Source organism: Halomonas litopenaei (assembly GCF_017303055.1).
Lineage (GTDB): Bacteria > Pseudomonadota > Gammaproteobacteria > Pseudomonadales > Halomonadaceae > Halomonas > Halomonas litopenaei_A.
This window is the reverse complement of record NZ_JAEKJT010000001.1, coordinates 389,510-409,011: the sequence shown is the minus strand read 5'-3', so window position 1 is coordinate 409,011 and position 19,502 is coordinate 389,510. Positions and strand designations below refer to the sequence as shown.

Here is a 19,502-nt window from a genome sequence, read left to right as displayed (position 1 = left end):
CGCCGCAGTATATCAGCCTTGGCGCTACCTGCGCTGCCGCTTGGCTGGCTCAGATGTTCATAGATGACTGATATTTTATTAAGAATATTCTTATAACAGTGTTTTCTTATCTAACCCTAAGGTGAGAGAAGACAGCCGACGGCCACCAGGACAACGCCAACGACTGTTCACTCGGGAGGGCTTGGCGCACACCTATAGGATCGACGGCGCGGCCTTTCTGGCACAGGTGCTGCTGCTATTGCTGACACACAGCGCTTGGCCGCCCATTTCCAACAACAACAGGACGTCTCTCATGCCAACATTCAACGACCACCCGTCTGTCCATCACCGCACGTCTACCACCAACCGCACTGTCCGTCGTCGCGGGTTCCATGGGCTCACGCTGGTGACGCTGGTCTGGCTTAGTGTCGCCTGGCTCAGCCTGGCCCATCCGGCCTTCGCTGCGGAAGGCCCAACCATTGCACCCATCAACGTCAACGAGGCCAGTGTTGAGCTGCTGGCCGAGCTGCCGGGCATTGGGCCCACCAAGGCGCAAGCCATCGTCGAAGACCGCCAGGTCAATGGACCCTACACCAGCGCAGAGGACCTGACTCGCGTAAAAGGCATCGGCGCCAACACCGTGGCGCGGCTCAAGGACGAAATCAGTACCGACTGACGCTTCGGCGTCACGATCGGCGTCACCAAGAATAGCGTTCGCTGCGCAAGCACCCGCCACGGGACGTGGCGGGTGCTTGCAGGTCATCAGGCGCCAGCGCTAGATCGAAACGGCCACGCTTAAAGGCGCAGACCGCCGTCTACCTCGATCACGCGGCCATTGACGTAGTCATTGTCGAAGATAAAGGCCACGGTCTTGGCGATCTCTTCGGGAGCCCCCAAGCGGCGTACCGGTACTCCAGCCGTCAGCTTGTCCAGCATGTCTTCACGCATGGACGCGGTCATCTCGGTTTCGATAAACCCGGGAGCAACGGCAGCCACACGCAGGCCGTGGCGCGCCAGTTCACGCCCCCAGGTCACGGTCAAGGCAGCCACACCGGCCTTGGCGGCGGCGTAATTGCTCTGCCCCATGTTACCGGCCCGAGAGATGCTGGAGATATTGATGATAACGCCGTTACGGCCGTCTTCGATCATGGCAGCGGCGGCAGCCCGACCGCACAGGAACACGCCGGTAAGGTTGACGTCGATGACCGCCTGCCAGGCGTCCAGCCCAAGCGTCTTCTCTACCTTGCCATCGCGAGCCTTGACCAGCAGACCATCGCGCAGGATGCCGGCATTGTTGATCAGCCCATCCAGCGGGCCCATGCCCTGGCGAATGTCGGCGAAGACTTCCGTGACCGACGCTTCGTCCGCCACATTGGCGACAAACCCGCGGGCATCGATACCGGCGTCCACCAACTCGTTGACGGCCTTGTCGAGTTGATCATTATCAAAGTCGATCAGTGCAGGCCGGGCACCCAGCTTGCCCAGATGATGGGCCATGGAGAGTCCCAGGCCACGAGCACCACCGGTGATGGCAATGACGGCATTTTCCAACTGCATACGGTTTCCCCTGGTAAGCACCAGCCGTGCCATGGCTGACAGGCCGGTCGGTGGCTCGCCGACGCGTGCTCCACGGATCGGGGACCCGGAACGCTGCACAACGAGCAGTTATTGCGTTGCAGCATGCCAAGTTTCCCGGCGCGGCGCTACCTTCCGACACCCGGCTCGCGCCAAACGCTAGTTTGCAGGCGATGGCATACCCGCTATAAGCCATTGACGCACCAATCAATCCGTCCGAGTCGATAGTCAACCTCACGTCACTCACGCAAAAACGCAAACGACAACATTCCACTGTGATGCAGTGACAGCTGCGGGTCGCCGCAGACGCTCACAGCCACCGACGGACCACAACCACGCTGCGATGGGGACGCCGGTGTGAGCGACCGATAGGTACTGTGCATCAGCGCCAGAGGTTGATGCTTGAACTCTTCGCCTTTCACCCCCATCTTCTCAACAGACCACAACGCGGAGCTGACATGCCCTTCCTTCTTATCTTCACCATTTTTGCCCTGCTCGACTTCGCCGTGCTGTTTTCGGTCGGCAGTGAGATCGGTCTGCTGTCGACCCTCGCCCTGGTGCTGGCTACCGGCTTTATCGGCCTGCATCTGATCCGTCGTGAGGGTGTGGCGACCTTCGCCCGCGCCCAGGAGCGCATGGCCCGCGGCGAAATCCCCTCCTCGGAGCTGATGACCGGTGCTGCCTTGATCTTTGGCGGTGCTCTGCTGATGGCCCCAGGTTTTCTGTCTGATGCCCTTGGCTTCATGTGCCTGATCCCGGACGCTCGTCGCTTGCTGGGCAAGCTGCTGGCCAAGGTAGGCATTCGCATGAAGGGCTTCCAGATGGGTGGCTCTACCTTTGGCTACGGTGGCTCGCAAGGCCCTGACTTCGGCGCCGGTTCAGCCAATGGCTGGGAGCAAGCCTCTGGCCGCGACGCTGACACCAGCCAGCAGCAAGAACGGCAGCAACAGGGCTCCGACAACGGTGACGGCGACCCCATCGAAGGCGAATTTATCAGCAAGGACGATCGTCGACGCTAAGCCTTAGGGAGACAGGGGCCGAGACAGGGGCCGAGACAGGGGCGGAGATAGTGGCGTTAACGGCCCCTGTCTTCGCCCCTTTTCATGGCGCTATACTCAGCGCTCCCTCCAGCACTATCCCTAGCCCTCTCACTATTCCTGTCGTCCCCTCTCTCCTCCATCTCATCAGTCCTCTCGTCACACCTGTCGTAATCCCTGTCATCACCCCTGTCGTTTTCCTGTCGTCACACCTGTCGTCACCCTTGTGGGAGGAGATTGCGCGTGGGCATGCCCAGGTTTGCGCCAAGGTTGTGCCGTGATGCGCTGACAGGTCACATGAGTGTGAAAAAAATTTCGTCCTCGCCCTTGAAAGCCCCTTCACCAGCCCCACTTACCAGATCAGCATCAAGCTTCGGTGAGGGGGTTGCTCCCTCGCCTTTGACAGGAGGGCCGACAAAGGCCTGCCACTTTCATCGGCAGCCTGGCCATGACCTCCAGCTCTCGCCGCGATCTGCGTCACGACGAGAGTGAACAATGAACCGCCGCGGGTGGATGCCCCGGCCTTGCAAAACCATCAGGAGAACGTGAGCAATGAACATCCGTCCCTTGCACGATCGCGTCGTCATCCGTCGCGTTGAGGAAGAGCAGAAGACCGCAGGCGGCATCGTGCTTCCGGGCAACGCCCAGGAAAAACCGACTCGTGGCGAAGTGCTCGCCGTCGGTAACGGCCGGATTCTCGAGAGCGGCGACGTACGTCCTCTGGACGTGAAGGTCGGCGACACCGTGATCTTCAAGGATGGCTTTGGCGTCGAGAAGCAGAAGATCGACGGCGAGGAAGTCCTGATCATGAGCGAGTCCGACATCCTGGCAGTCGTCGAGGGCTGAGCCCACGCCACTGACTCGGTCGTTTCAACGTTCACTTTTGACGCTTAGATTCAAAGGAAGTACAGAAAATGGCAGCGAAACAAGTCAAGTTCTCTGATGATGCCCGCAAGCGCATGGCGCGTGGTGTTGACGTTCTGGCCAACGCCGTCAAGGCAACTCTGGGCCCGAAAGGCCGCAACGTGGTGCTGGAAAAGTCCTTCGGCGCACCGACCGTGACCAAGGACGGCGTCAGCGTCGCCAAGGAAATCGAACTGAAGGACAAGTTCGAGAACATGGGCGCGCAGATGGTCAAGGAAGTCGCTTCCAAGACCTCCGACGTTGCTGGTGACGGCACCACCACCGCTACCGTTCTGGCCCAGGCCATCGTCGCCGAAGGCCTGAAAGGCGTGACTGCCGGCATGAACCCGATGGACCTGAAGCGCGGTATCGACCAGGCGGTCGTTGCGGCGGTCAAGGAAATCCAGGCTCTGTCCGTGCCCTGCACCGACTCCAAGGCTATCGCTCAGGTTGGCACCATCTCCGCCAACGGCGACACTCGCATCGGCGAGATCATCGCTGAAGCGATGGAGAAAGTCGGCAAGGAAGGCGTCATCACTGTCGATGAAGGTCGCGGCTTCGAAGACGAGCTGGACGTGGTCGAGGGTATGCAGTTCGACCGCGGCTACCTGAGCCCGTACTTCGTGACCAACCAGGACACCATGGCGGTGGAACTGGAAGATCCGTTCATCCTGCTGGTGGACAAGAAGATCTCCAACATCCGCGAACTGCTGCCGACTCTGGAAGCAGTGGCCAAGGCTGGCAAGCCGCTGGTCATCATCGCTGAAGACATCGAAGGCGAAGCCCTGGCAACGCTGGTGGTCAACACCATGCGCGGCATCGTCAAGGTGGCAGCTGCCAAGGCGCCTGGCTTCGGCGACCGTCGCAAGGCCATGCTGCAGGATATCGCTATCCTGACCAACGGCACTGTGATCTCCGAAGAAGTCGGCCTGAACCTCGAGCAGGCTACCCTGGACCACCTGGGCACCGCCAAGCGCGTGACCATGTCCAAGGAAAACACCACCATCATCGATGGTGCTGGCAACGACAGCGACATCGAAGCTCGCGTCAACCAGATCCGCGCTCAGATCGAAGAGACTTCCTCTGACTACGATCGCGAGAAGCTGCAGGAGCGTGTCGCCAAGCTGGCCGGCGGCGTTGCTGTCATTCGCGTCGGTGCTGCCACCGAAGTCGAGATGAAAGAGAAGAAGGCTCGCGTCGAAGACGCCCTGCACTCCACTCGTGCAGCCGTCGAAGAAGGCGTCGTGCCTGGCGGTGGTACTGCCCTGATCCGCATCCTGACCAAGATCGCTGGTCTCAAGGGTGACAACGAAGACCAGACCCACGGTATCGCCATCGCCCTGCGCGCCATGGAAGCTCCGCTGCGTCAGATCGTCACCAACGCTGGCCAGGAAGCCTCCGTCATCGTCAACCGCATCAAAGACGGTGAAGGCAACTTCGGCTACAACGCCCAGACCGGCGAGTACGGCGACCTGTTCGACATGGGTGTGCTGGATCCGGCCAAGGTGACCCGTACTGCACTGCAGTCCGCTGGTTCCGTCGCTGGCCTGCTGATCACCACCGAAGCCATGATCGCCGACGATCCGGACGAGAAAGACGCTGCTCCGGACATGGGCGGCATGGGCGGAATGGGTGGCATGGGCGGCATGATGTAAGTGCCCCCACGGGCAGGCTAGCCTGCCCGGCCCCGCACCCAGAGGCGACGAACCACTTGTCTCTGGCGTGCCAGCCCTAGCGCACTAGCCCTAGAGCATAAGCAAAAGCCCTGCCCCTGCGGCAGGGCTTTTTCATGCCCGACGCTTAGGCGCCATAGCCATTGCCATCGCCCTCTTCATCGATCCGCCTCATATCCACGCTGAGGACATTTCACTTATCGAACGATTCTTGCCGTGGTTCACTATGTCCCGGCTTTTTCGAGGTAGGCAAGCGATGGAACTGACGCTATTGGATGGCGGAATGGGGCGAGAGCTGAAGCGTATCGGCGCGCCCTTTTCACAACCGCTGTGGAGCGCCCAGGCGCTGATCGAGGCACCTGATCGTGTGGTCGAGGCCCACCGCAACTTTCTTGATGCTGGCGCCCGTGTCATCACGGTTAACAGCTACGCCTGCGTGCCCTTCCATCTCGGCGAAGAACGCTACCAGAAGCAGGGTATCGCCCTTGCCACCCAAGCCGCCCGGCTAGCCGCGCGATCCATCAGGGAATGGCAGGCCGATCAGACCGGCGAGGCCTCCAGCAGCCGCGCCCAGGTCGCCGGTTGCCTTCCCCCCGTCATGGGCAGCTACCGCCCGGACCTGTTTGACGCCAATCGTGCACGCTCGCTGCTGACGGACCTTTACCGCGCTCAAGAGCCCTTCGTGGACCTGTGGCTGGCCGAGACGCTGTCGAGCCTGGAAGAAATCGCTGTCGTCCAGGAGGTATTGGCGAATAGCGACGCACCACGCTGGTTTGCCCTGACCCTGCAGGACGATATCACCGACGTGGCGCGCCTGCGCTCCGGCGAGAGCGTGGCAGAAGCCGTCACACAACTCTGCCAGGGCGGTGCCGATGCCATTCTCTTCAACTGCTCGATTCCAGAAGTGATCGAGCAGGCTCTCATCGATGCCAGTGACGCCATGCGACGCCTGCGCTGCTCGCTGCCGCTGGGCGCCTACGCCAACAGCTTCGCGCCCATTGCAGCAGCCCATCAGGCCAATGCCACCCTGACCCAGGATCGGCAGATCACTCCCCAGGGCTACCTGGACTACGCCACACGCTGGTTCGAACGCGGTGCTCGCCTTATCGGCGGCTGCTGCGGCATCAGCCCCAGCCATATCGCCGCCCTGGAGACATGGCGAAGGTCGATGTAGCTTCCTATGCTAGGCGGCAGCGCTTCAGAAGCATGCGCGATCCGTGCTGCCGCGGAGCACAAACCATACAACTTTGTAACAGCAACTGCCTCCTTTGACACTCGCTCCGTCAAAAAAACAGCTACTGCAACGCACATACGGTGAGAGCATGTTTTTACCGCAGGGGCCATAGCGCCTCTTTAATAGAACTCACAACTGATTATTTCTCTTGTTATTTCCGTAACAAGGTTATGGCAGCTCGTACTCGTCTTCAGCCACCCACTGCCTTGACACCAAATTCTAAAAACACAAGACATATAAACATTTCGCTACATACTGAAATTCTTTAATACACTTCAATCTCTACCTGTTAACACTAGCTGACTCAAACTCTCGCCAGGCACTCGCCATACAGTCTCAACGACAAACAAACGCACGCGAGCCTCGTCATGAAAAATAATGTTTAGATGGCTTACAAACAGGCATTCAACCTGCTAAATTCGGCCCCGAAAAAAGTGGCAATGATCACTCTTCAACGGCTCACGCAGGGCTCATAAACGCTATGTCAACTCTAAAGTCTCTAGTATCACCTCCTATGGTGCTACTACTTCCTGGCTGTCTCGCCTTCAAAGAGCGGCGCTTCATTACGGCCTTTATCATGCTGTTTGCAACCATCGCTCCGATTGTGTTGCTGTGCACCAACCACCTTTCAGAAATGCAAGTCTTGCTTACGGAACTGACCGTCCTGTTTGCACACGTCATTGGTCTTACCGCCCGGCTGGCTGTCTGGAGGCCTCAGTTATGACATCGCTGACACCTCATCATTACCAAAGACATGCTGAGAACGATGAGATCGATCTACGTGATATTGCGATCATTACTCTTAATGGATGGCGCTGGATAGCCGCCAGCGTTGTCACTTGCATGCTCTTGGCCTGCATCTATTTGTGGTTCTCTACTTCTACGTATACCTCGACATTGCGTTATACACAGACGAGCGATGGCCTCAACGTCATTAACCATGTGCCTGGTTTTGCTATTACTCCGCTTCAAGCAAAAACAGAGCTTGAAGTGCGTCTGGGTAGCTTTGAGCGTTTTCGCGCATTCCTCGCACAGCATCCTGACTACGCAAGGATGCTGAGCAACGAAAATGCTCCCGAAGAAGACACCAGCGCGCTACGCGAAAGCTTTAGGCAGTTATCAGTCACATCAGCGGACAGCACATCGTCTGATCAAGGCGAAATTCGCTATAGCTACCCCGAAGATGTAGACGGAGCCTCCCTACTCAACGATTACTATCTTTGGTCTCAAGATCAATACACGCGAGTGCTTATTGAACGTGTCGAGCGCAGCATTCAAAACACTATCGCCATTAATGAAGTGTCCATGAATGCGCATCTAGCGGCCTACCAAGATGAGCTAGATGCCACGGTCACAAGGATGAATGAAGAACACTATATCCGGCACCTAGAGTTACAGGATCAACTTGCTGCGGAGCAAGCGGCTGAGCGTTCTTCACGCATGGAGCGTATTCGTACTCTCGAACAAGCTGAAGATATTGCTGCTCGCCTCTCCATCCACCAACCGACCACTCCTTTATCCATGGCAGGAGGCAATACGCCAGACCGAGTCGTCTACGACAATGTGAGTATCGGCAGCGATCTTCCACTTTACTTTCTAGGAACAGAAGCCCTGTCTGCTGAGCGAGAGGTTCTCACGCAGGGACTAGATGAGCCTATGACTTCCCCGGCCATTAGGCAGATTGAAAAGCAGCTGGAACAACTTCAGCATCAGCGCCGCATAGAGGCATTTGAAGCACGGGAGTCTGACTCTCCTTTCATCGACACCTACAATCAACTTCAGCAAGAAAACACCTTGCTCCGTGCAAAGAATGTCACGCCTGACGATATCACTGTCACAGAGATCGTCGATGTTGCCTACCGTCCTGCGGCAAGCGATGGTCCGGGTAAATCGCTTGTGCTAGCGCTGGCTCTGATCCTGGGTGGAATGATGGGTCTAATGCTGGTCATGCTCGTCACTTTCTCTCGGAGCGTCAAAAGCTACCGCGCCCAATACGCTTGACGTTCGCCAGCAGAAGAGGCCGCACATGCGGCCTCTTTTTCACGACACACTTAGTACGGCTACCTGCCTGTGCATCCCACGTCGGAGGCACTAGACTCGTCTTGCCTGCATTGCAGCCCAGATACGCCTGCCATCACGCATCCAACGCACTAACGCTCTAGACCGTGAGAGCACGCTCATTCCCCGCCAGGCCGCTGGCGGCTACAATGGCGCTCCCTGTCTCTACTGCGATTTGCTGTCGAATGCTCTCCAATATCCGCATCGTTCTCGTCCAGACCTATCATCCCGGCAACATCGGCTCCGCCGCCCGCGCCATGAAGACCATGGGCCTGACGGACCTGGTGCTGGTCAATCCCCGTGCCTTTCCTGACGAGGAAGCCAGCCGCTTGGCGGCGGGCGCGCTGGATGTGATCGAGGGAGCAAGAGTGGTCGAGCGTCTGGAAGATGCCATTGGCGACTGCGTGCGGGTGGTCGGCGCCAGCGCGCGACTGCGTAGCCTGCCACTGCCCCACTACGACGAGCCGGATGAACTGGCCAAGGACCTGGTGGAGGATGCTCGCAGCAGTCCCGTGGCGATGGTGTTCGGTCGCGAGCGCTACGGCCTGACCAACGACGAGATTCGCTTGTGCTCGCATCAGGTCAGCATTCCTGCCAATCCTGACTACGGCATCTTGAACCTGTCCCAGGCGGTACAGGTGCTGTCCTACGAGGTCAGGCGGGCATGGCGCAAGCACGCGGGTGAGTCTACGGCCGGTGCCAGCTCTATAGCGACACCGCCTACGCGTGAGCAGGTGGGGCACTTTCAGAGCCACTTGAGCCGCGTCATGCAACGCAGTGGCTTTATCACCCAGCCCCACGCAAAAACCGAAGAGCAGCTGCAGGCCCTGTTCGCCCGTGCTACTCCCTCGCGCAAGGAGCTATCGTTGCTGCGAGGCTGGCTGTCCTCCTTGGAAAGTCACCTTCCTTCCGACGACAACCGCTAGCGGCATTTGGCCGGCTAGAGCAACCCTTGGTTGGCTAGAGCGGCTCTTACCTGGGTAGAGCGGCTTTTGATTGGCTAGAACGACAACATCGTGCACGTAAACGCGGGTCGCGACACTATTGCGACATTATCGCGACCCGCTCGGGCTGACGCTTACCCGTCAATGACCCCACAGGCGACGCGGGCTCCGCCACCACCAAGGTGGGGTTCGTCGCTGTAGTTGTCGCCACCGGCATGAATCATGATCGCGCGGCCGCTCAGGTCAGACTCCTTCACCCTTGGGGCGAGGGTCGTCAGCTCGGCTTCGCCCTGCTGTCCTACGGACAGTGCGGGCAGATCCCCCAGGTGTCCATCGCCATAGGGGCCCTGATGGGTGCCGGTTTCCTCGGGGTCATAGTGACCACCGGCAGCGGCAGCAGCCACCACTTCCCCGCCCTTCTCTGCCGGAGAGCAATCCGGGTTGACGTGTACGTGCAGGCCGTGGATTCCGGTGTCCAGCCCTTCCAGGGCAGGCGTAATCAGCAGGCCATGATCGCTATCCTCGAAGGTGATGGTACCGACGCTGTCTCCCACGCCGTCAGTACTGACACGGTGCATCTCCACCTCGGTCGCGGCATGTGCTGTACCCGCCACCAGCAGGCTAGCGCCTAACCACCATGTTGCCTTGATCATCTAGAGGCTCCTTTCCATGTGAAGTGTCTTTCCATCGGGTACGACGTTCCTTCTGGAACACCCTGCCGTCAGGAACGTCTTGCTCTCCCTGTAGAGAGTTCAGCGCCGAGCCTTGCCGACAGTTGGCCGTGTTCGACGACTCGATCTCGCGACTCCCTGTCCCTTAGCCTGGACCAAAGTGACGGATCAGCACAACCCGTAAGCGATATCGTCAAACACCCTTTACAGCCCCCCTTTACACCCCCCTTGAAACGACAATGCCCGTGCTGCGGGAGCACGGGCACTGTTTTGGTCTATCGCGTGTGCACTGTCATTGCCTGACGTGAGCCGCTTAGGTTTTTGCCGCTTACGCTGGCAAGGACGTCTGCGTAGGGCCTCAACGGGCACCCAGGACTAAAGCGTCATTGCCGCGAGCCAGCCAAAGGCCACCAGCGGAATGTTGTAGTGCACGAAGGTCGGCACGACGCTATCCCAGATGTGGTCGTGCTGGCGGTCCACATTGAGCCCCGAGGTCGGACCCAAGGTGGAATCCGAGGCAGGTGAACCCGCATCACCCAACGCCGCTGCGGTACCCACCAGGGCCACCGTCGCCAGATCGGAGAAACCGAACTGCACCGCCAGCGGAACAAAGATGGCGGCAATGATGGGGATGGTGGAAAACGAGGAGCCGATGCCCAGGGTAATGAACAGACCGACCAGCAACATCAGCAGCGCCGCCAGGCCGCGGTTGTCGCCGATGACCTCGACACTGGCACTGACCAGGCTCTCGATATCGCCGGTGGCCGTCATCACCGCCGCAAAGCCCGAAGCGGAGATCATGATGAAGCCAATCAGCGCCATCATGCGCATGCCGCTGGTGAACAGGTCGTCCGCCTCGCGCCAGCGGAAGATGCCGCCCATGGACAGCAGCGAGAAACCGACCAGCCCGCCCAGGATCATGGAACCGGTGTAAAGCTGGATACCCAGCGCCGCGACGATGGCCACCACCGACATGATCAGCCCCAGCGCGCGGGGCTCCTCGGTGTCGCCCGCTTCATGGCCGTGGGCATGATGGGTCAGCTCGGCCTCAGAGTAGTCACGAGGCTTGCGATAGGACAGAAACACCGCCACCAGCAATCCCAGGAACATGCCAGCCACGGGCACGCCCATCGCCATGGGCACCATGGCACGGCCGATCTCGAGGCCAAGGCTCTCCCCGGCCTGATTGATATTGGCCAGCAGAATATCGTTGAGGAAGATCGCGCCAAATCCCACCGGCAGCAGCATATAGGGCGCCGTCAGGCCAAAGGTCAGGGCACAGGCCACGGCGCGACGGTCCATACGCAGCTGGTTCATGACCTTGAGCAGCGGCGGAATCAGGATCGGGATGAAGGCGATGTGCACGGGAATCAGGTTCTGGGACGATACCGCGACCAACAGAACGCTGCCCAGCAACAGATACTTGACCGTGGCCTGGCGAGATGCACTGGATTCCTGCCCCAGCAAGGTGATCAGGCGTCGGGCCAGCAGGTCAGGCAGGCCCGAGCGAGAAATCGCCACCGCGAAGGCCCCCAGCGTGGCATAGGCCAGCGCCACCTTGGCACCTCCCCCTACGCCGTCATTGAAAGCCGCCAGGGTATCCTCGATGGACAGACCACCGACCAGGCCACCCACCAGGGCGCCGACCACCAGCGCCAGCACCACCGAGACCCGCGCCAGCGACAGGCCCACCATCACCAGAACGGCAATAATTACAGCGTTCATAGGAACATCCGAGTTGGGGTTACGAGGGTTGAGGGAGGGGAAAACCTCGGCGCAAAGCCAGGAATAGCGCAGGTTTCCCGCAAAAGTCGGCGCGAAGGATACCAGAAAAGCGCTGGCTGCGGGATGTCACCAAAGCATCACGCGGCGTTTACGGATTTGTCATATTGGCAGGACATACTACACTCGTGTTCAGGCAACATCGGGCAACGGATACTGCCCCATGAGCGTCACGGATGCGACGATGCAGGACGCATCGAGGGAGTTCAGGCACCGGGATAGTGCCTCAGGGAGGAAAGAAAGCGAAAAGATTGCTGCGCCACGTCCATCGGTCGTGGCGCTTTTCTTTTTTGTGGCGCTTTTCTGGAGAACGTCAGCTCTAGAGGACGTCAGCGGCTAAGGCGACCGTGCTATGTGGCCGCAACAATGTCGCCGCAGCAAACTCATGGTCGCCGCAGCAAACTCATGCCCAGCGCTCTCAGGTATCGGTGAACCCGCGCAGAAAGGCAGCGAGATTACGGCTCAGCGCCGGGGTCGGATAACCCCCCTCCTGCACCAGCACCGTGGGCAGGCCCAGCTCGCCCACCTGGCGGCCAATCGTCACAAAGTCCTGAGTATCGAGGCTCAGCCCCGCCAGAGGATCATCCTTGTGGGCATCCAGCCCCAGCGCCAGTACCAGTGCATCCGGGCTAAAGCTCGCCATGGCATCGAGCAGCTCGTCCAGCGCAGCCTGGAAGGCATCGATGCCACTGCCCACCGGCAGCGGGACATTCAGATTGGCCCCTAGCCCAGGGCCGATGCCGGTCTCTTCTGCGCCACCCCAGTAGTAGGGATAGAAGTCCGCAGGGTCAGCGTGCAGCGAACCGGTCCAGACGTCGCCGCGGTCGTAGAAGATGTCCTGGGTGCCGTTACCGTGATGAAGATCGATATCCAGGATGGCCACCTGGGACACATGTTCGCGCAGCACGGTGGCCGCGAGAGCGGCATTGTTGAGATAACAGAAGCCCCCGGCGCGATCTGGCCCAGCGTGATGCCCCGGCGGACGACACAGTGCATACGCCGTACCTGCGCCCGACACGATGCTTTCAGCGGCAGCCTGAGCCGTCGCGGCGCTGGCCAGAATGCCCTGAAAGCTTGTGGCGGTCAGCGGGCAGGCCATGTCGTGTAGATGCCAGCCAGCCTGACCCACCGGATGTCGCGGATAATGCTTGCCACCACCGCAGGGATGCACGTTGGGCGTCACGAAGTCGGTGGCATCGGGCAGCGTTTGCCAACGGGAATGAATCGTCTCGAGAAAATCCAGGTAACGCTCGGTATGGATCTCCTTGAGCCGCTCCCTCAACTTGGGACTGTCGACTTCGGCGGGTGCGGTCAGCGCCAGGCCGACCTCGGCGAGACCTTCGCTCAGCAACTCTGACCGACGCGGCCCTTCGGGCGAATCGCTCAACACGCCTCGCTTCAAGAACTGAGGGGGTGCGTGACGTTCCTGGTCAGGATGGTAAAACAGTTTCATCTACATCGGTCTCCGGTGATGACGCGACCTCGCTCCCCGTGTCTTGCGTACCCTGGGGCACCACTTCAGTACCGTCTCCACGAAACGGTACCTGAGCGAGTCTATCCCTGGCCACAGCAGTTCAGGCCACAGCAGTTCAGGCCACAGCAGCTCGGGCCATAGCAAGCCAAGCCTGCTCCTGAGCGAGTCTACCCCATGATAGTGCCGGAAAACCCGACCTTGATACCACTCCCGGGACCATCATCACCGCCAAGCTGGCCGTAGCAGGCCAGCTTGGCGTGGCCTGACCTGGCGTTTTTGCCACCACCAGCAGGCCACCCGTTTAATTGACGTCGGTCAACCTTTGACATCCATCCCAAGGCAGTTGCCAGCCGTCGGTGCGGCGGCTAGCCACCGCGCCTGGCTGACACTGGTGCCTTGCTGGCAGTAGAGCCTAGCAACGGCCTTTCTTGGCTTGCCCCGGCGGACAGAAGTCGCCGCCGTGATGGCCGCCGTGGTCACGATGATCATCGTCAAGGATGATCAACGGCTCAGACGAGATGCGCGCCGGTTCGTAGCTACAGCCCGCAACGGTCATGATCAGCAGAAGCGGCATCAGCCATTTCGCAGCAGAAGTTACCATCGGCATACTCTTGATCCCCTATTGACCCTGATACTCTTGCCTCTGGTTATCGATTCACTGTGACAACCCATAGAGGCGATATCGTCGTAGGGTATCGCAAAGTTCGTACAACCACCTCTGTCGCCGGGCAACCACACCAAGTGTCGCCAAATCAAGACGCTATAACTTCGATCACTCCCGCCTTCACCAGATATCGCTCCCGGAATCGGGCAGGCCCTGCACCTCCGCGATATCGTCAGAGGGCGGTGGTGCCTGGCGTTGCTGCTCAGCCTCCTGCTGTCTTGATTCTTGCCGCAGAAGCCACGGGCGAAGATCCCCCTGTGGCGACACGTCTGGCTGTGGCGCCACGTCTGGCTGCGGCGCCTCCTCTGACCACATGGTGACGTCCGCAACGGGCTGCTGGTCGAGTTGCTGGTCGGGCCTTTGTCCAGTCATTAGGGCCGTCGGGACCACGCCATCGCCGTCGTACATCGGCTTGATGCCTTCGATCACGTACATGTTGTCGTTGTAATCGAAATTACCGCCATTGAAATCCTGGATGACCAGGTAGGTATCCGGGATGTCGTTGCCCTCCTCGTCCAGGGCCTGGAACAGACGAATGAAGTAGCCTCGCTCCAGATCAGGGCCATTGGCTGGGGGCGTGCCCTGGCCAGTGGGATTGAGGGACGGATCTGACGACAGCCTCGCGATCTCGAAGCCAAACAGCGCGTCCCCGGTCCAGTCTTCCGGTATGTCAGAGCGCTGCAAGGTGACCTCCGGAAACTCACCACGCCCAAAGGTGCGTGGCAGCAGCGACTGGTTCTGGTCCGGGCCGTGGGGCAGCAGGCTGAGATCCTGGGAGGTATCCTGGAAGGCATGTACCCCTAACGCTGCCCCACCGGGATTCTGCATGGACGCGAGCTGGGTGATGCGCACGCTGTCGACACCGTCGGCAAAGGTCCAGTAACGCGACAGCACCTCCTCGTCAGTGACAGGACGATAGTAGCCAAAGTCGTACAGGGGGGAGCCAGGCCCACCGCCGCCACCGGCGAGGGGCAGCCCGCCGATGCGGTTGCCAAGCCCGGCCACGCTCCAGATCTCATCCACGGTGGGTTCCCAACCGCCCTCGTCCTGAGCCTGCCAGAAGCCCGCCAGCTCAAGGGACGTCACCGGCGAGTCGGCGTCGTTGGTCAACAGCGTCAGCCGGCCAAAGAAACGTCCATCATCGTCATTGCGCTCGGGCGCCTGGTAACTGTCACGATCGAACATGACCGTGATGTCGATGGACTCGCCTGCTGCCAGCACGCGCCCTTGCAGCGCGTCGGCATCGGCCAGCCTAAAGGGTCCATCGAGCATCGCATTCAGAATCTGCAGGGGTTCGCTGCCTTCATTGGTAATGCGCGCCAGGCCGGTTTCCCTGAAATCCCGATCAGGGGCCGCAAAGTCATTGATATCTAAATAGTTGAACAACAGACGGTCGTGGAAGAACTGGCTCTCGGCGTTCACCAGGCTCACGTCGGCCCCCTCTGCCACAGCGACCGGCGCCACCTCCACCGCCTCGACCCGGGAGCTGCTGTCATCATCCGATATCAGGTGCCAGCGATACTCGGTGCCGGCCTCAAGCTCGACGTACCAGAACACCCCGCCAGCGCCATCGTCGGCCTGCAACGGGGGCGGCAATGGCTCCCCATTGAGGGTGACGTCAATCTCGTCCCCCGGTTCGCCTACCGTCAGGTCCAGTCGGTATAGGCCTGACTCGCTGACCGTGAAAAACGCATCGGCAGCGCGCGGACTGGAGACCAGGCCAGACACGCCGTCATCCAGCGCGATACGCATGCCATCGGTGGCGTCTGCTGGGTGGTTGATAGCCTCACGGATGGCTTCCCGTGACAGGTCCGGCACCCATAGCAGGTCGACGTCGACCGCACTCCCCCCCACTGAGGCCAACGCCAGCGCATGGCTTCCCGCCTCCAGGAATACCTCCACGTTCACGTACACCCAGTCATCGGCTGTCTCGCTGTCCGCCGCAAGCTGCAGCGGCGCCAGCTCGACGCCATCGAGCGAGAACGGCAGCTGACGCGGCTCGCCATCCGCGGGAAGGTAGTAGCGAAACCCCAGCTCGTAGTGTCCGTCCTGCTCGACCCGAATCGCCCAGGTGATACGTTGTTCCTGGGCGTCGGACAGCGCGACATAGGCCTCGCCAGAAGCATCACGACCACTGTCATCGGACGTTGGCACCACACCCTGAAGCATCGCTTCTTCTGCCTCATAGCCCATATGACCAAAGGCATCGCCCTGCCACACCTCGAGCTGGTCAATGTTCGGGCCCGCCCTGCCTAGGGATTGCAGGCGAACCTCGACCTCCCCCGCCGGCAGGTCGATCTGTACATCCTGGGTCATCCACAGGTTCCACCTTTCATCCAGGCTGGGAAGGCTCGGGGCAGCCGGAAAGCTCACCAGCCCATGGCTTTCGCCGTTGATGAATATCTCCAGTGGGCGTTCCTTGCCGCCGCCATTGGCATAGCGGATGCGCAGCACGTTGTAGCCTGCTTCCTCCGGCGCCAGGGTGAAGCCAAAGGTGATCCAATCCTGGGCGCTGACGCCAAAGTCGGCATAGCCGCCACCGACACCGTCGCGATCATCGAGATTGCCATCGTTGCCGTAGCTGCCCGGTCGCAGGCCTGGCGTGCCCTCTGCTATGCCCTGAAAAATCGCGACATCGCCGGTCATTGACAGCGTGGCGCTGGTACCGTCGTTCGGGGTATCGTCCTCGGCCTGGATGGTAGCCAGCTTCACAGGCTGCTCCGGCGGCTCAGGCGGTTCTGGCAATACCGGATCCAGACGGACCAGTTGGCTTTCGCCGGTACGCCGATTCAAGGTCAATAGATACAGCTGCCCGGTGGCCGGGTTTTCGATGATATCCAGGGGGCTGTTGTAACGGATGACGCCGCCGTCACTGTCACGCAGCACATCGTCGCTGATGACCTTGCCGTCATCGTCCAGGCGTATCCAGCGAATATCATTACCGCCGGAAAACTCGGTGAACAGCAGGCTGCCTTTCAGGGCATCGCCAAAGATGTCGCTGGTGAATTCTGTGGCCCCATTGGGTGAGCGGTTGGGTCCCAGAGCGTAGGTATCTTCCACCCGATAGTTGGGATCCGGCTGGGTGCCGGGCGCGTAGGTCGACACCTCGTTGGCGTCTTCAAAGCGGGTAGGGTTGCCACCATCCAGTATGTACTCATCCCGCAACGGATTGCCGTGGCCGTAATAGCCCCCCTGATCGACAGTAAACAGAAAATCGTCCTGGAGCCCCACGCTGATCAGCGACTCATCCTGTGGTGTCGCCGGGTCGTCCGGCACCACGCCTCCTGCGGCGCCCCCGTTGGTAGGCACGTACAGCCGGCCATCCGAGTGCCACACCAGGTCATAGGCGTTACGGATACCGGTGGCAAAGATCTTGGCCACCGCGTCCTCTGCGAAAGGATCGTAGAACGTCGACAGGACGTTACCATCGACGTTCTGGACGCTGGCGACGCCGCGCTCGTCGAAGACCAGATACCGCCCGTTTCCCATGGAAATGGGATCATCCTTCAGGTTGTTATCGTCGTCGCGAAAGCGGGTCTGATCCTCGGGCAGGGGCTCGGTCGTGACGTCAAATCCGCCCTCGGGAGGCGTTCGGCTCGGATCAATTTCCAGCACCGTGGCAGACAGCAGGCGCTCGGGCCGGTTGGCCCAGGCGCTGTCGACGCCGCCGGTACCCGTGTTGGACCCCTGGGTCAGGTACAACAGATACTCGGGGCCGGCGTCGGGGGATTCCGGGTCATACTCAGGGTTCTTGCGAAACTCGATGCTGTTGCTGACATGATCCGCCGCAGAGCGTGGCAGGCCGGTCAGATACACCTCGACCTGCCCGCTGAAGCTACCATCCTCGTCCAGGGTGATCTTCAACAGCCGACCACTGAAGTCTGGCACCCTGCGCACCTGTCCCAGCAGCGGCACCGGATAGTTGTCGGTCACCCACAGCACCTGGGGATCGGTGGGGTCTTCTGCCACGCCGATAATGGCCCGGCGCACATTGTCCGTCACCGAATCAGGCTGCGCGAATGGATCCCATCCCAGGTCCAGCACTTCACCTGGTCCCAGCGAGCCATCTTCCGGGTCTAATCCGTAGCGTCGAATCTGACCGCCCATGCTGACCACATACAGGGTGTCGCCTGCCCCATTAAGTGTCAGTGAGGTAAAGGCAACAGCATCATCTGCAGCACCGTCGAGCTCGACGGTGCCCTCGAAGGCAACGTCGACGTCCGCGTCTCTCTCGGTCACCGGTCCAGTGACAAAGGTGTTGGTGTATTTGAGGAAGTCACGGGTTGGCGCATCGATATCGCTGTTGTCACCGCGATCCTGGAAACCATCGATGACCAGGGTATAGCTGGTGTAGGGCTTGAGTGGGTCAACCGGGGATAGAGTCAGGGAGTCGAAACCACCGGTGGTGTTGATGTCGAAGTTCACCTCGACGCCGGTGACCGTCTCGAACAGGCGCACAGATCCATCCGCCAGGCTTTCCAGCAGCACACCTCCCCTGCCTTCCACCACCTGAACGCCCACGAAGATGTCCGAGGCCGGATCCACCCCGGTAGGCAAACCGCCATCGTCCCGATCCAGCGCCACCTCCACTGCCTGGCTGCCGACGCCCGCCACGGCTCTGGCACCGACAAACCGGGCATAGTCATCGACGGCATCACGATCATCACCTGGGGTGGGGTCCGGCAACGACTGAATCTCGACATATTGCAGCTTGACGTTGCGGGCATCCGCGCCCAGTGCGTCCAGGGTCAAGCGTCCGTCGTTGACCTCGACCACCCTGGTCACCAGCGTCGTGCGAAAGCCATCGGTGTCGTCGGTAACGTTGGCATCCAACGGGAAGTCGCCGGGCCGCGCGGGCACAAACCCATCGATGAGCGAAGCGCCCTCTGCGTTGACCTGATAGAAGGCATCAAAACGGCCGGAGACATCCCCCACCGCCAGGGTAACCTCATAGAAGCCCGGCGCCAGCTCGATCTCCCATCCCGCATTGACGTCGACACCAACATCACGCGTCATCTGGGCGTAGCTGGCCTGGCGAGGGTCCAACCCGTCAAAGTTCTCCGAGCGGTCAACCAGCAAGGACGCATCCACATCGACCAGCGACAGGGGAGTGGTGCCGTTGTCGACGCCGTCGGCAATGCTGGCGCCGCTGACCCAGCCATACTGGTGGGACACGCCCCCGACCTCAATCGCCTGTTCGCCAAACGCCTTGCCGCTGTCTACGGCATAACCGTCCACTGCCGCAGAGGCTTCAGGTTGAAAGTTGATGCGCCATACGCTCCGCTCGCTGATCACCGTTGGGGCCGCCACCGCCGAGGACGGCGGCAAGGCCTGCCCCAGGTGATCGACATCGTTAACCGCGTTTTCGCGACTTACCTCGTTGACATCCTTTACATCGCTGACACCGTCGACATCATTCCTGCCGCTTACATCGTTTGTACGGATTTCATCGCTCACACCCCGCCCTCCCCATCAATAAGTTTCGCAATGGGCACAATAAAGCGCAAT

Annotated in this window: 13 protein-coding genes; 7 read left to right on the top strand and 6 right to left on the bottom strand. The window is 60.3% G+C overall.

The window, feature by feature from the left end; translation table 11 throughout:
• Positions 1 to 292 precede the first annotated feature (292 nt).
• On the top strand, positions 293 to 655 hold the full coding sequence (locus tag JF545_RS20120; RefSeq protein ID WP_206937939.1) for a helix-hairpin-helix domain-containing protein: 363 nt from the start codon (positions 293 to 295) through the stop codon (positions 653 to 655).
• A gap of 119 nt (positions 656 to 774) precedes the next feature.
• Here JF545_RS20120 and JF545_RS01835 read toward each other — a convergent pair whose 3' ends face one another.
• The gene (locus JF545_RS01835) at positions 775 to 1,536 is read right to left on the bottom strand and encodes an SDR family NAD(P)-dependent oxidoreductase (protein WP_206937937.1); all 762 of its coding nucleotides are present in this window, start codon (positions 1,534 to 1,536) and stop codon (positions 775 to 777) included.
• Positions 1,537 to 2,012: 476 nt separating this feature from the next.
• Here JF545_RS01835 and JF545_RS01830 point away from each other — a divergent pair, with 476 nt between their 5' ends.
• From JF545_RS01830 to JF545_RS01805, 6 genes are all read left to right on the top strand, one after another.
• Positions 2,013 to 2,573 (top strand): FxsA family protein, encoded by a 561-nt coding sequence (locus JF545_RS01830; protein WP_206937934.1) that lies wholly within the window; start codon positions 2,013 to 2,015, stop codon positions 2,571 to 2,573.
• 570 nt (positions 2,574 to 3,143) lie between these two features.
• The gene (locus JF545_RS01825) at positions 3,144 to 3,437 is read left to right on the top strand and encodes a co-chaperone GroES (RefSeq protein ID WP_045994577.1); all 294 of its coding nucleotides are present in this window, start codon (positions 3,144 to 3,146) and stop codon (positions 3,435 to 3,437) included.
• Positions 3,438 to 3,505: 68 nt separating this feature from the next.
• Positions 3,506 to 5,149: a chaperonin GroEL gene (groL, locus tag JF545_RS01820; RefSeq protein WP_206937932.1), complete on the top strand. Its 1,644-nt coding sequence runs from the start codon at positions 3,506 to 3,508 to the stop codon at positions 5,147 to 5,149.
• Between the two features lie 274 nt (positions 5,150 to 5,423).
• Positions 5,424 to 6,341: a homocysteine S-methyltransferase family protein gene (locus JF545_RS01815; protein WP_206937922.1), complete on the top strand. Its 918-nt coding sequence runs from the start codon at positions 5,424 to 5,426 to the stop codon at positions 6,339 to 6,341.
• A gap of 780 nt (positions 6,342 to 7,121) precedes the next feature.
• The gene (locus JF545_RS01810; protein ID WP_206937920.1) at positions 7,122 to 8,402 is read left to right on the top strand and encodes a Wzz/FepE/Etk N-terminal domain-containing protein; all 1,281 of its coding nucleotides are present in this window, start codon (positions 7,122 to 7,124) and stop codon (positions 8,400 to 8,402) included.
• A 242-nt stretch (positions 8,403 to 8,644) separates the two neighbouring features.
• Entirely contained in the window at positions 8,645 to 9,385 is a 741-nt protein-coding gene (locus tag JF545_RS01805) for an RNA methyltransferase (RefSeq protein WP_206937918.1), read from the top strand.
• Between the two features lie 152 nt (positions 9,386 to 9,537).
• Here the strand turns inward: JF545_RS01805 and sodC are convergent, their stop codons facing one another.
• The 5 genes from sodC to JF545_RS01780 all read right to left on the bottom strand — a co-directional run bounded on the left by sodC (position 9,538) and on the right by JF545_RS01780 (position 19,451).
• Positions 9,538 to 10,056, bottom strand: a complete 519-nt coding sequence (sodC, locus tag JF545_RS01800; RefSeq protein WP_206937909.1) for a superoxide dismutase family protein — start codon at positions 10,054 to 10,056, stop codon at positions 9,538 to 9,540.
• 393 nt (positions 10,057 to 10,449) lie between these two features.
• Positions 10,450 to 11,799 (bottom strand): Na+/H+ antiporter family protein, encoded by a 1,350-nt coding sequence (locus JF545_RS01795; protein ID WP_206937906.1) that lies wholly within the window; start codon positions 11,797 to 11,799, stop codon positions 10,450 to 10,452.
• A 475-nt stretch (positions 11,800 to 12,274) separates the two neighbouring features.
• Complete coding sequence (locus JF545_RS01790; protein WP_206937904.1) at positions 12,275 to 13,309, bottom strand: histone deacetylase family protein; 1,035 nt, start codon at positions 13,307 to 13,309, stop codon at positions 12,275 to 12,277.
• Between the two features lie 433 nt (positions 13,310 to 13,742).
• Positions 13,743 to 13,931, bottom strand: a complete 189-nt coding sequence (locus tag JF545_RS01785) for a hypothetical protein (protein WP_206939279.1) — start codon at positions 13,929 to 13,931, stop codon at positions 13,743 to 13,745.
• A 183-nt stretch (positions 13,932 to 14,114) separates the two neighbouring features.
• A complete protein-coding gene (locus JF545_RS01780) occupies positions 14,115 to 19,451 on the bottom strand; it encodes a hypothetical protein (RefSeq protein ID WP_206937902.1) in 5,337 nt (1,778 codons plus the stop codon).
• Positions 19,452 to 19,502: the final 51 nt, after the last annotated feature.